This window comes from Vreelandella halophila, assembly GCF_019903425.1.
Classification (GTDB): domain Bacteria; phylum Pseudomonadota; class Gammaproteobacteria; order Pseudomonadales; family Oleiphilaceae; genus Halospina; species Halospina halophila.
Genome location: NZ_JACHUZ010000013.1, coordinates 576,851 through 590,503, shown reverse-complemented (window position 1 = coordinate 590,503; position 13,653 = coordinate 576,851). Strand labels below are relative to the sequence as shown.

Annotated in this window: 10 protein-coding genes; 7 read left to right on the top strand and 3 right to left on the bottom strand. The window is 61.9% G+C overall.

The annotated features are described in order from the left end of the window. Nucleotides 1-5 precede the first annotated feature (5 nt). The 5 genes from dnaN to gyrB are packed head-to-tail and all read left to right on the top strand — an operon-like array spanning nt 6 to nt 6,827. A complete protein-coding gene (gene dnaN / locus H4I92_RS07035) occupies nt 6-1,109 on the top strand; it encodes a DNA polymerase III subunit beta (protein ID WP_077529934.1) in 1,104 nt (367 codons plus the stop codon). 35 nt (nt 1,110-1,144) lie between these two features. Beyond that, nucleotides 1,145-2,527: an ABC1 kinase family protein gene (locus H4I92_RS07030; RefSeq protein WP_077529933.1), complete on the top strand. Its 1,383-nt coding sequence runs from the start codon at nt 1,145-1,147 to the stop codon at nt 2,525-2,527. A gap of 9 nt (nt 2,528-2,536) precedes the next feature. Then, on the top strand, nt 2,537-3,286 hold the full coding sequence (locus H4I92_RS07025) for a glutathione S-transferase N-terminal domain-containing protein (RefSeq protein WP_077529932.1): 750 nt from the start codon (nt 2,537-2,539) through the stop codon (nt 3,284-3,286). 3 nt (nt 3,287-3,289) lie between these two features. Further along, complete coding sequence (gene recF / locus H4I92_RS07020; protein WP_077529931.1) at nt 3,290-4,393, top strand: DNA replication/repair protein RecF; 1,104 nt, start codon at nt 3,290-3,292, stop codon at nt 4,391-4,393. A gap of 25 nt (nt 4,394-4,418) precedes the next feature. Continuing rightward, nucleotides 4,419-6,827 (top strand): DNA topoisomerase (ATP-hydrolyzing) subunit B, encoded by a 2,409-nt coding sequence (gene gyrB / locus H4I92_RS07015; protein ID WP_077529930.1) that lies wholly within the window; start codon nt 4,419-4,421, stop codon nt 6,825-6,827. Between the two features lie 4 nt (nt 6,828-6,831). Here the strand turns inward: gyrB and H4I92_RS07010 are convergent, their stop codons facing one another. The 3 genes from H4I92_RS07010 to glyQ form a co-directional block, all read right to left on the bottom strand. Continuing rightward, nucleotides 6,832-7,659 (bottom strand): TroA family protein, encoded by an 828-nt coding sequence (locus tag H4I92_RS07010; protein ID WP_077529929.1) that lies wholly within the window; start codon nt 7,657-7,659, stop codon nt 6,832-6,834. Between the two features lie 109 nt (nt 7,660-7,768). Then, nucleotides 7,769-9,853 carry a glycine--tRNA ligase subunit beta gene (glyS, locus tag H4I92_RS07005; protein ID WP_077529928.1) on the bottom strand — a complete coding sequence of 695 codons (2,085 nt, stop codon included), beginning with the start codon at nt 9,851-9,853 and terminating at the stop codon, nt 7,769-7,771. 2 nt (nt 9,854-9,855) lie between these two features. Beyond that, nucleotides 9,856-10,812: a glycine--tRNA ligase subunit alpha gene (gene glyQ / locus H4I92_RS07000; protein ID WP_077531689.1), complete on the bottom strand. Its 957-nt coding sequence runs from the start codon at nt 10,810-10,812 to the stop codon at nt 9,856-9,858. A 117-nt stretch (nt 10,813-10,929) separates the two neighbouring features. On the opposite strand from glyQ, the gene H4I92_RS06995 reads away from it, so the two are divergent. After that, the gene (locus H4I92_RS06995; RefSeq protein ID WP_077529927.1) at nt 10,930-11,826 is read left to right on the top strand and encodes a lysophospholipid acyltransferase family protein; all 897 of its coding nucleotides are present in this window, start codon (nt 10,930-10,932) and stop codon (nt 11,824-11,826) included. A gap of 12 nt (nt 11,827-11,838) precedes the next feature. After that, on the top strand, nt 11,839-13,653 hold the full coding sequence (locus H4I92_RS06990) for an ABCB family ABC transporter ATP-binding protein/permease (RefSeq protein WP_077529926.1): 1,815 nt from the start codon (nt 11,839-11,841) through the stop codon (nt 13,651-13,653).

Sequence of the window (13,653 nt, the reverse complement as noted above, 5' to 3'; positions counted from 1 at the left end):
CAATCATGAAAATCCGGACCAGTCGCGAATCCCTTCTTGAACCACTCCAGGCAATCGCCGGAGTGGTGGAAAAGAAACAGACCATGCCCGTTCTCTCCAACGTTCTGCTGGTGGCCGAAGGCGAGGCCCTGACGCTGACCGGGACGAATATGGAGGTGGAGCTGGTTGCCACCGTCACCGATCTGGAAGTGGAACAGGAGGGGCGCATCACGGTGCCCGCCCGCAAGCTGGTGGATATCTGCCGGTCGCTGCCGGAAGCGGCGGATGTGACCCTGGCCTTGGAGGGGGATCGCATGCGCATCCGCGCCGGGGCCAGTCAGTTCACCCTGGCTACCCTGCCCGCCGATCATTTCCCGAACGTCGAGGATGATGAGGACAGCTTCACGCTGAACCTGGAGCAGGGCAGCTTCCAGAGCCTGCTCAGCAGTACCGCCTTCGCCATGGCGCAGCAGGACGTCCGTTACTATCTCAACGGGCTGCTGCTCGAGATTGGCGACGATGCCATCCGGGCGGTCGCGACTGACGGACACCGCCTGGCGCTATCGAATCTTTCCGCGCCCACCTATCTGGATGAGACACGCCAGATCATTGTGCCCCGCAAGGGGGTCCAGGAGCTGATCCGGTTGCTTGGAGATGGGGAGCAGAATGTGGCGGTCACCATTGGCGGCAGCCATATACGGGCAACCATTGACGGTTTCACTTTCACCTCCAAGCTCATCGAGGGTCGTTTCCCGGACTACAACCGGGTGATTCCCAGTGGTGGGGACAAGACTGTTATCGCGGACCGTGAGACCCTGCGCAGCATCTTGCAGCGGGCTGGCATCCTCTCCCATGAGAACATCCGTGGCGTGCGGCTGGAGCTCGAGCCGGCGGAATTGCATGTCTATGCCAACAATCCGGACCAGGAGCAGGCTGAGGACACCATGGCGGTGGAATACCAGGGTGAGTCACTCCAGATCGGCTTCAATGTGGGCTACCTGATCGACGTCATGAACGTCATCCGTGAGGAGCAGGTCCGGATCGTGCTCTCCGGCCCCAACGCCAGCGCGCTGATTGAGAGCACCGGGCCGGATGACAATCTCTACGTTGTGATGCCGATGCGTCTTTAATCGTATCCAGACTGGACTGACAGGGAAGCTTGGGAATGAGCGCACTGATTCAGAAGACCCCGGTGACGGGACGCAACACAGGCAGCCATGGTACGGAAAAGGAAGGTACGGCGCTGGGAGGCAACCCCGCTCGCATCCTCGGCGATGGCATCAAGGGGGCGTTTCGGATTGGCCAGACTGCCATGGTGGTCGGCGGCCAGGGAGTACGCTGGCTGCGGGGCGACCGTCAGCCCCTGCCCCGGCTGATGCGCGATACCTTCGAACGGCTTGGTGCGACCTATATCAAACTGGGTCAGTTCATCGCCTCGTCTCCAACCTTCTTCCCCCGTGAGTATGTGGATGAATTCCAGAACTGTCTGGATCAGACACGCCCCCTGCCCTATGCCGTGATGGAGAGGATCCTGAGGGAAGAGCTGGGCAGCGCGGTGGATACCGAATTCACCCATATTGACCGTACGCCGCTTGCGTCCGCATCCATAGCGCAGGTTCACGGGGCGCGATTGGCCAGTGGGGAGGAAGTGGTTCTGAAGATCCAGAAGCCGGGTGTATCCAACATCCTGCTTACCGATCTCAACTTCCTCTATGTGTCAGCCCGGGTGGTCGAAACCCTGGCGCCGAAGCTGGCGTGGACATCGCTCTCCGGGATCATCCAGGAGATCCAGCGGACGATGATGGAGGAATGCGATTTCGTCCAGGAGGCCAACAACCTTGAGGCGTTCCGGGAATTCCTCGATCGCACCGGTAACAGCGAAGCCACTGTCCCGCGGGTTCACCGCAGGCTGAGCACAGGGCGGGTGCTGACCATGGAGCGGTTCCAGGGTGTGCCTCTGACGGACCTGGAAACCATCCGGCGTTACAGTGATGATCCCGAACGCACACTGATCACGGCCATGAACACATGGTTTGCCAGCCTGACCCAGTGTGAGTTCTTCCACGCGGACGTACATGCCGGCAACCTTATGGTTCTTGAGGACGGGCGTGTCGGGTTCATCGACTTCGGCATCGTCGGGCGTATTGATCCGGATACCTGGACGGCGGTTTCCGATTTCATGGGCGCGCTGATGAGCGCTGATTTCCAAAGCATGGCGGATGCCATGACGCGGATCGGAGTAACCCGTGAGGGTGTGGACGTGGAGGCATTGGCGCGTGACCTTTCCGGGCTCCAACAACATATGGAGACGGTTGTTCCCACCGATCCGTACGACATGCCTGATATCGAAACGCTGTCCGATGAAACGGACGACGATGTGAATGAGCTGTTGATGGACCTGGTGCGTGTGGGCGAGGATCACGGCCTGCATTTCCCGAGGGAATTCGCCCTCCTGATCAAGCAGTTCCTGTATTTTGACCGCTACGTCCACATACTGGCGCCGGAAATGGATATGTTTCTGGATGAGCGCCTGAATATGCTCCACTGAGGTCGGCCTATGGCGCTTGTTCCCCAGCTTGTTACCTCCACCCTGGCGCTTTGGCGCGGTACGGCGATCCGCGAGCGGGATTCGGAGCAGCCGGAGCAACCGCTGCAGCTGTTTGATATGGAGGGTTGCCCCCACTGTCGGCTGGTACGGGAAACGCTGACGGAGCTGGATCTGGACGCAGTGATCTACCCCTGCCCTAAAGGTGGAGACCGCTTCCGTAACCGTGCCCGCGAGCTGGGAGGACGGGAACGCTTTCCGCTGCTGGTGGATCCCGACCAGGGGGAGGTTCTCTATGAGAGCCGACGCATCCGGCGTTATCTGTGGGAGTGTTACGGCCGGGGATCGGTGTCGGGGCTCAGCAGTTGGCTTCCGGTCGACAAGGGGCGCGGTGTCCTGGCGTCCGGTTCGAGGCTGGGTGGTGGTCTTTACGCGAAACCAGCCCGTCGGCCGGAGCGCCTTCTGGAGCTTTACAGCTTCGAGTCCAGCCCCTACTCCCGTGAAGTACGCGAGCTCCTGTGCGAACTTCAGTTGCCCTATGTGATCCGTAACTGCGGCAAGTCTTCGGTGAGGGAATTGGTGCTTCCTGTGATCCGTGACCGCCTTGGGCTTGAATACCAGCCCCGCTCCCGCAATCGCATGGAACTGCTCGAGAGGACCGGTCGTGTCGCTGTGCCTTACCTGGTGGATCCGAATCAGGGGGCGGCAATGTATGAAAGCGAAGCGATCCTGGCGCACCTGCGCGATCATTATCAGATCTGATCCATGGCGCTGACCGAGCTCCACGTCCATCACTTCCGCAATATTGAACAACAGAAGCTCCAGTTCTCTTCCGGTCTCAACCTGATTCACGGTGCCAATGGCAGCGGTAAGACCAGTCTTCTCGAGGCGATCTACTATCTTTCCACGGCACGGTCTTTCCGGACGTCCAATCATCGACGTGTTGTGCAGGAAGGCTGCCGTTCGTTGACGCTTTTCGGGAATGTCACGGACCCGCTAAGAGGATCACTTCGGATCGGGTTGGAACGGCAGCCCGGCGATGCAAACGGGGTCAGGCTGCAGCGCAACGGAGAGGCGGTGCGCTCGGTTTCGGAACTGGCGAGGCTGTTGCCGGTATCGGTTATCGAGCCGGGGACCTTCGAACTGGTTGCCGGAGGCCCAGGCAATCGTCGCCGCTTTCTGGATTGGTTGGTGTTTCACGTGGAACATTGGTTCAGCGGCCTCTGGCAGGAGGTACAGAGGGCGCTCAAACAGCGCAATCACCTGCTCCGGCATGGTATAATTGATCAGTCATCCATCGGCCCCTGGAACGCTCGGGTGGCCGATCTGGGGGAGCGCCTGAATCAGGGCCGGCAGGCGGGTTTCGACCGCTTCTACAGCGAGTTTGAGGCTATCCGGTCCCGTTCCCAGGCTGAATGGCTGGGGGCTGTATCCCTGGCCTTTAATCCTGGCTGGGATTCCAGTGAGAGCCTGGGCTCGATTCTGGAAAGCAACCTTGAGGCAGAAGCCCGTGCTGGGTTCAGCCTCTACGGGCCCAATCGGGCGGATATCCGGATCCGGGTCGGCAAACAGCCTGCCGGGGAAGTGCTTTCCCGTGGGCAGCAGCGTTCGCTCGTTGTGCTTATGAAACTGGCCCAGATGCGGGTGCTTCAGGCTGTTGGCACTGAGGGTATCTGTCTCCTGGATGATATCCATGCGGAGCTTGATGGCGAAAATCAGGCTCTGCTTGCCAGCGAACTGCTGGCTCTTAATACACAGGTTTTTCTCACCGGGATCACGGCTCCCAATGAAGGAGCGCTCGGTAGCCTGATGCACAAACATGAACCCGCGATGTTCCACGTGGAACATGGCCGATTCACGGAACAATGAACGCCAAGCTGGGGGAACCCTGCGAATGTCTGATTACACCTCTACAAGCATCAAGGTACTCAAGGGTCTGGATGCCGTGCGCAAACGGCCTGGTATGTACATCGGTGACACCGATGATGGAACCGGTCTCCACCACATGGTCTTCGAGCTGGTGGACAATTCCATCGACGAGGCTTTGGCGGGCTTCTGTTCCGAGATCGGCGTTGTCATCCATCCGGATGAGTCCGTCACCGTCCGAGACGATGGCCGTGGCATCCCCACGGACATTCACGAGGAGGAAGGCGTTTCCGCCGCCCAGGTCATCATGACCGTTCTCCATGCTGGCGGTAAGTTCGATGACAACACCTACAAGGTGTCCGGCGGTCTCCACGGCGTGGGCGTTTCCGTGGTCAACGCCCTCTCCTCGACCCTGAAGCTGACGATCCGTCGCAATGGCCAGGTCCATGAGCAGGTTTACCATGACGGCATCCCGGAAGAGCCGCTTCGCATCGTGGGTGATACGGAAGCTTCCGGCAGCGAAGTCCACTTCATACCCTCTCCTGACACCTTTACCAGTATCGAGTTCCATTTCGATATCCTGGCCAAGCGTCTTCGGGAGCTCGCCTTCCTCAACAGTGGTGTGCGAATCCGGCTGACCGATGAGCGCAGCGGCAAGGATGAGGTGTTCGAGTACGAAGGTGGACTCAGGGCCTTTGTTGAGCACCTGAACACCAACAAGACGCCACTCAACCGCGTCTTCCATTTTACCCGGGAACGGGAAGACGGCATCGTGGTGGAAGTGGCGATGCAGTGGAACGATGCGTTCCAGGAGAACATCTTCACCTTCACCAACAACATTCCCCAGCGTGATGGTGGTACCCATCTTGCCGGATTCCGCGCCGCGCTGACCCGGACCCTGAACTACTACATGGAGCAGGAAGGGCTTCTCAAGAAGCTCAAGGTGAACACCTCCGGGGACGACGCCCGCGAGGGTCTGACCGCGATCATCAGTGTCAAGGCGCCGGACCCCAAGTTCTCCTCCCAGACCAAGGACAAGCTGGTTTCCTCGGAGGTCAAGACGGCCGTCGAACAGGAGATGAACCAGCAGTTCACGGACTACCTGCAGGAATACCCCCAGGAGGCAAAAGCCATCGTCAACAAGATGGTTGATGCCGCCCGGGCACGGGAAGCCGCCCGCAAGGCCCGCGATATGACACGCCGCAAGGGCGCTCTGGATGTCGCGGGGCTGCCGGGTAAGCTGGCGGACTGCCAGGAAAAGGATCCGGCACTTTCCGAACTCTTCATTGTGGAGGGTGACTCCGCCGGCGGCAGTGCCAAGCAGGGGCGTGAACGCCGTACCCAGGCCATCCTGCCGCTCAAGGGAAAGATCCTGAACGTGGAGAAGGCACGTTTCGACAAGATGCTCTCTTCGGTGGAGGTGGGCACCCTGATCACGGCCTTGGGCTGCGGTATCGGCCGTGAGGATTACGATCCCGACAAGCTCCGCTACCACAGCATCGTGATCATGACCGACGCGGATGTGGATGGCTCCCATATCCGTACCCTGCTGCTCACCTTCTTCTACCGGCAGATGCCGGAACTGATTGAGCGCGGTCACATCTTCATCGCCATGCCGCCTCTGTATAAGGTCAAGCGTGGTAAGCAGGAACAGTACCTCAAGGATGAGAAAGCCAAGACCGCGTACGTCACGCAGTCCGCGCTGGAAAACGCCGCGCTCTACGTCAATCCCGAGGCACCGCCTCTGGCGGGCGAGGCACTGGAAGACCTGGTGCATGAATACCAGAGCGTGATGGAGAACATCGAGCGGCTTACCCGTGTCTATCCAGAACGGGTGCTCCAGGAGATGGTCACCCACAGGACGCTGACCACCGCAGACCTCAACAACCCTGAAACCATCCAGCAGTGGGTGGCGGATCTCGGGGAACGGCTGGTTCTGGATACCCGCACGGGTATCCGCTATGAGTTCTCAACCACCGAGGACAAAGAGCGCGGACTCACGCTGCCGAAGGTTACTCTTCTGATTCACGGTATTCCCTACGAATACGTGTTCCGTCATGAGTTCTTCGAGTCGCCTTCGTACAAGGCTATTGCGGCTCTGGGTGAAAAGCTCGATGGGCTGATCGAGCCGGGCGCCTACATCCAGCGTGGCGAGCGCCGGCATCCCGTGGATACCTTCGCGGGCGCCCTGGATTGGCTGATGCGGGAAGGCCAGAAGGGCCTGACTATCCAACGGTATAAGGGTCTGGGTGAGATGAACCCGGATCAGCTCTGGGAAACCACCATGGATCCGGAGACCCGCCGGATGATGAAGGTGACGATCGAGGATGCCATTGCGGCTGACCGGATCTTTACGACCCTGATGGGTGACGAGGTGGAGCCCCGGCGGGAATTCATCCAGAGCAATGCCCTGGAAGTGGCGAACCTGGATATCTGAGGGCTTACGAGTCCCAGGTATCCGGTTTCAGGGTCTGGAAACGGGTGGCGAGATCCGCCAGCCGCTCGGGCAGGGATGGCCCAAGGCACATCAGTTCCAGCATTGGGAGCCTTGCCCAGCGTTCCGTTTCTGCCGCCGGTGACAGCATCAATGGCCAGTGCCGGGCTAATGCGGATTCCCCTTCCCCTCCGGGCCAGGCCTCCAGAATCAGAATGGCATCGTGTTCCAGCATGCTGAGCGTCCGGACGCTCAGTTTCTCTCCGGCAACCCTCTCAGAAGGTGCACTGGTCCAGCCAAGCTGCGCGAATATCCTGTGGCAGGCGTGGTCCTGGCCTGTCAGGCGGTAACGGCCGCGTCCGGTTTCCACCAGAACCAGAACCCTCGGACCCGGTACATGCAGCCGGGAACGCAGTCCCTCAAAGGTTTCCCGGAAGCGTTGGGCAGGAACGATTTCCCCCATGGTATTGCCGAGGATGCGGGCAATGCGTTTGAGGTTATTCTGAACATCGGCAGCGCTGCGCGCTCCCTGGACCATGGACAGGCGTGGTTGGTAACGGGGAGGCAGCCAGGTTGGGCATAGACTGGTCCCGCCGGCGATCTCGTGCGCAAGGATAAGATCCGGCTCCGGCACATCGTCACGGCCGAGATGTTGCCAGGGGACCAGCCGGTCCCCAAAGCCAAGCGCTCTGATGTAGTCTTCGATCACCGCATCGCCGGCCATGACACGCCGGATCTGCGGCATGGTCGTGGCGTGAAGCGCCAGGGCCGTTTCGATGCAGGCACTGACGCTGGCCTGGAGTTCGGGAAGAAGGCGGGTAAAGGAATGGCTCATGGCGATTCAATGGGTTCCTGCGGATCATCGAATCACCAGTATTGCCGGCCTTTTCTTATATGTCAATGAGAATGGTTCGTAATTAAAAAGCCGTTCTCAAAGCCAGCGCCTATTCACCGCTGCCCGTCTGCAGCAGTGAGATATCCGCGACCCTGAGGAACAGCTGTCGCAACCGTTCCAGAAGCGCCAGCCGGTTGGCTCTCAGGCTTTCCTCCTCCGCCATGACCATGACGTCATTGAAGAAGCTGTCGACCACCCCCCGCAGTTTCGCAAGAGACTGGAGACCGGGGTCATAGTCGCCGCGAGCGAACAGCGGTTCAACTTCCTCTTCCTGGGCCTGGAGCGCCTCATACAGTGCCCGCTCCGCCTGTTCCCGGAAGGCTTCGGGATCCACGCTGCCGGCCCGGGTGCCGCCCTGTTTCTCAAGGATGTTGGAAACCCGCTTGTTGGCGGCTGCCAATGCCTGGGCTTCCGGCAGGGCGATGAAGTTGCCCACCGCCAGAACCCGGCGATGGAAATCCAGGGGCTGGGTGGGCCGGCGTGCCTGAACCGCCAGGAAAACCTCCGCAGGAACACCCTGATCCTCGAAGCTGGCCCGGAACCGCTCAAGAATGTAGTCCACCACCGGATTGACCGGGTCGTTCACGGTAAGGCTGTTGAACTCCTCGGCAGCCCAGCCGGCCAGCTCTTCCAGATCCAGGGTGAGTTCGCGTTCCACCAGGATGCGGATCACGCCCAGTGCCGCCCGGCGCAGTGCGTACGGGTCGCGTGTGCCGCTGGGGGGCTGGTTGATGCCGAACAGGCCCACCAGTGAGTCCAGCCGGTCCGCCAGTGCAACGCAGGCGCCGATGTCCGTCTCCGGCACACGATCCCCGGCAAAGCCCGGCAGGTACTGCTCGCTCAGCGCCCGTGCCACGGCCTCGTCTTCCCCGTCATGGCGTGCGTAGTACTCGCCCATCACGCCCTGGAGATCGTCGAACTCCTGGACCATCTCGGTCAGCAGGTCGGTCTTGCTCAGGGTGCCCGCCCGCCGGGCCTTGTCCGCATCCGCTCCGATGGCTTCGGCAATACGTCCGGCCAGCGAAGCGATCCGCTGCGTCTTGTCGTGCAGGCTGCCAAGGTCCTGCTGGAAGACGATGGGCTTGAGGTCATCGAGCCTGTTGATAAGCGGGGTCTTGCGGTCCGTGTCGTAGAAGAAAGCGGCGTCTGCCAAGCGGGGCCGGATGACCTTCTCGTTGCCGGCAGCCACAGCCGATGGATCCCGGCTCTCGATGTTCGCCACCGTGATGAAGCACGGCATCATGGTGTCGTTGGCGTCCACCACGTGGAAGTACTTCTGGTGCTCCTCCATGGAGGACACCAGGGCCTCCGGGGGGACCTTGAGGAAGCGCTCCTCGAACCGGCCCAGAAGCGGTACCGGCCATTCACAGAGGGCGGTGACCTCGTCGAGCAGGCCGTCATTGATCACGGCGCGCCCGCCGGCTTCCTGTTCAGCTACCCGGGTGACACCGGTACGGATCTGGTCCCGGCGGGCAGCAAAATCCGGTTCCACCCAGCCGTGCTGGCGCAGCACCAGTTCGTAATCAGCCGGCGTGGAAATGATCAGTTCACCGGGATGGTGGAAGCGATGCCCGCGGGTCGCATGGCCTGCCTTGCAGCCGAGAATGGTAGAGGGAATCTCCTTACTGCCGTAGAGCATGATCAGCCAGTGCACCGGGCGGACAAACTCGTCGCGGCGGGCGCCCCAGCGCATGCGCTTGGGGATGGGCAGGCCGTTGAGGGCCTGTTCCACCATGCCGGGCAGAAGCTCCGCTGTGGGGCGGCCCTTTTCCACGCCGCGATAGACCAGCCAGGCACCTTTTTCGGTTTCCATGGTATCCAGTTCATCCGGCTGGATGCCCAGGTTGCGGGCGAAGCCTTCCAGGGCGCGGGTGGGGTTGCCCTGGTCGTCAAAAGCGGCTTTCACGGCCGGACCTTTCTTCTCGAAAGGCGTGTCCGGCTGGGCGTCCGCCAGCTGCTTCACCCTTACAGCCAGCCGCCGGGGTGTGGCGAAGGTTTCGATCTCTCCGTGCTCGATGCCCGCATCCGCGAGCGCGCTGCGCAGGCCCTCCCCGAAGGATTCCGAAAGCGTCTTCAGGGCCTTGGGCGGTAATTCTTCCGTGCCGACTTCAACCAGGAAATCCGGTGTGGCCATGATCATGCCTCCTTCTGGGTGTCGTCGTCGGCGAGCAGTTCGCGCCGGATGGCTTCATCCGCCATGGGGAAGCCGAGATCCCGGCGCCGGTCGTAGTAGGCTCGGGCCACGGCCCGGGCGAGGGTGCGTACCCTCAGGATGTAACGCTGGCGCTCGGTGACCGAGATTGCGTGCCGGGCGTCCAGCATGTTGAAGGTGTGGGAAGCCTTGAGCACCTGCTCGTAGGCCGGCAGCGGCAGGCCCGCGTCCACCAGGCGCTGGGCTTCGCGCTCATGCACACCAAAGGCGTGGAACATGAACTCGACATCCGCCTGTTCGAAGTTGTAGGTCGACTGTTCCACCTCGTTCTGGTGGTAGACATCGCCGTAGGTCACTTCCCCGGCCGGTGTGCGCGTCCAGACCAGGTCGTAGACGCTGTCCACCTCCTGCAGGTACATGGCGATCCGTTCCAGGCCATAGGTGATCTCGCCGGTGACCGGGTAGCACTCGATGCCGCCCACCTGCTGGAAATAGGTGAACTGTGTGATCTCCATGCCGTTGAGCCAGACCTCCCAGCCCAGGCCCCAGGCGCCCAGCGTCGGGGACTCCCAGTTGTCCTCCACAAAGCGGATGTCGTGCACCAGCGGATCCAGTCCCAGGACCCGCAGCGAGTCCAGGTACTGCTCCTGGATGTCGTCCGGTGAGGGCTTGAGCACCACCTGGAACTGGTAGTAGTGCTGCAGCCGGTTGGGGTTCTCGCCGTAACGGCCGTCAGTGGGGCGGCGACTGGGCTGGACATAAGCGGCGTGCCAGTTCTCCGGACCGATACTGCGCAGGAAGGTGGCGGGATGGAAGGTCCCGGCGCCCACTTCCATGTCCAGCGGCTGCTGGATGATGCAGCCGCGCTCAGCCCAGAACTGCTGGAAGGCCAGGATCAGCCCCTGGAAGGTTGTTACATCGGGTTGTGCCTGTTCGCTCACGGCGTCCACCTGCTGGGGATTGAGGTGATAGGTTTCTCGTTGTACCAAAGGCGCGTATTATACGCTCCGCCTCCGGTGCTTAGGAAAGCCCCCGGCCTGGGAGTCGTTCAAATTTCCATGAAAACCCTGCGTATCAAGTGCCTGCGTGCCCTGCTCTGGCTCATTGGCCACCTGCCGCTGGCGTTCGCCCAGGCGCTGGGCCGTGTTGTTGGTCTCTGCCTCTGGGCCGCGCGTGATCGTACCCGCAAGGTGACCGAGCGCAGTCTTGCCCTGGCCTATCCCGATAGGCCGGAAGCCGAGCGCCGCACCCTGGCCCGTAACAGCCTGCGCGAGACCGGCAAACTGATCGCGGAAGTCCCCATCATGTGGGAAAGTCCGGTACCGCGCTGCCTGGGCCTGATCCGCGAATTCGAGGGCCAGTATCTGCTGGACGAAGCCCGCGCCGAGGGCCGGGGCGTAGTGTTGATCGTACCCCACCTGGGCAACTGGGAGCTGCTGGGCCTCTACTATTCCACACGCTTTTCCATGGCCGCGCTCTACAGCCCGCCCAAAATGGCCGAAATGGAGGATTACATGTCCCAGGTTCGGGGCCGGGGCGGGTCGGAACTGGTGCGGGCGGACCGCCGGGGTGTACTGCGCCTGTTCAGCATCCTGCGCGAAGGCGGTGTCGTGGGCATATTGCCGGATCAGGTGCCGGATGCCAGCGGCGGCACCTATGCGCCCTTTTTCGGGATCGATGTTCTGAGCATGAAGTTGGTCTCGCGGCTGGTGCAGAAGACCGGCGCCCGCGCCGTCGTGACTTACTGCGAGCGGCTGCCGAAGGCGCAGGGGTTCCGCCTGGTGGCGGATGAGGTGGATCCCCGGCTCTATAATGAGGACACCGATACCTCGGTCGCCGGCCTCAACGCCACCGTGGAATCCGTGGTGCGGCGCATCCCGGAACAGTACCAGTGGGAGTATAAGCGCTTTCGCAAGCAGCCTCCCGGCCAGCCCAACCCCTACAAAGACCTCTGACGGAGCCCTAGAGTGCGCGCCTACGCGGATAACGACTACCCGGGGGATTACCGCCCGGACTGGCGGGTGATCGCCAGCCTCTGGCCCTACCTGAAGGAATTCCGTGGCCGGGTGGCCATTGCCGCCGCCTGCTTGATCGTCGCCAAGCTGGCGACGGTGGCCACCCCGGTGGCCCTGAAATACATCGTCGACTACCTCGATACCGAGGGTAACGGGGAGGTTGCGCTCTGGATTCCGGTCCTGCTGGTGGTCGCCTACGGCTTGCTGCGTTTCAGCGGCACCCTCTTCAACGAGGTGCGGGACGCCGTCTTCGCCCGTGTGGCGGAACGCGCCATGCGCCGCGTCTCCCTCCAGATCTTCCGCCACCTGCACCAGCTGGAGCTGGGTTTCCACCTGGACCGGCGCACCGGTGGCCTGGCACGGGACATCGAGCGTGGCACCAACGGCATCAGCTTCCTGCTGCGCTTCACCCTCTTCAACATCGTGCCCACCATCCTGGAACTGGTGCTGGTCTGCGGCATATTGCTGGTGGCCTTTGATCCGGGCTACATGCTGACGGTGCTGGTGGCTGTGGTCGTGTACGTGGTGTTCTCCATCCGTGTAACGGAGTGGCGCACCCGCTTCGTGCGCGAAGCCAACGCCAGGGACAACGAGTCCAACAGCCGCGCCGTGGACAGCCTGCTCAACTACGAGACGGTCAAGTACTTCAGCAACGAGGACTTCGAGGCGGAGCGCTACGACCAGACCCTGGAGGAGTGGGAGCAGGCGCGGCTCAACAACCGCCTGTCCCTGGCCACCCTGAACGCCGGCCAGGCCCTGATCATCGGGCTGGGGCTGATTGCCATCATGGCCATGGCGGTGACCGATGTGGCCGCCGGCGAAATTTCGCTGGGCGATTTCACCATGATCAACGCCTACCTGCTGCAGCTGTTCATTCCCCTGAATGCCCTGGGTTTTGTCTACCGCGAGATCCGCCAGGCGCTGGTGAACGTGGAGCGGCTCTTCGGTCTTCTGGAGCAGCCGCCAACCGTGGTGGATGCGACGGATGCAGGACCGCTGGCGATAAGCGGCGGTCGCATCGAGTTTCACCATGTCGGATTCGGCTATCGCTCGGACCAGCGGATTCTCCACGATGTTTCCCTTGAGGTGCCTGCCGGCTCCCGGGTCGCCGTGGTGGGGGCCAGCGGTGCCGGCAAGTCCACCCTCGCCAAGCTGCTGTTCCGGTTCTTTGATGTGCAGGACGGGGCCATCACCATCGATGGCCAGGATATCCGGGAGGTCACCCAGCAGAGCCTGCGCCAGGCCATCGGCGTGGTGCCCCAGGACACGGTGATGTTCAACGACACCCTGCGCCGCAACATCCTCTACGGCCGGCCGGATGCCAGTGAACAGGATCTGCAGCGGGCGCTGCGCATGGCGCACCTGGAGGATTTCGTGGCAGGCCTTCCCGAAGGTCTGGAAACCCGTGTCGGAGAACGGGGTCTTAAGCTCTCGGGCGGCGAGAAGCAGCGCGTCGCCATCGCCCGCGTCATCCTCAAGGATCCGCCCATACTGGTGCTGGACGAGGCCACGTCCTCCCTGGATTCAGTGGCGGAAAGCCATATCCTGGAAGCCCTGGACGAGGTGGCCAGCAATCGCACCACCCTCGCCATTGCCCATCGCCTGTCCACGGTGAACGACGCGGACACCATCCTCGTCATGGATGCCGGCCGCATCGTTGAACGGGGCACCCATGATGAGCTGCTGGCCCGGAACGGCCACTACGCCCGTCTCTGGGAACGGCAGGCGCACTCGGGGAGTGGCCCGGAGAACGACGCTAGCGAGTGA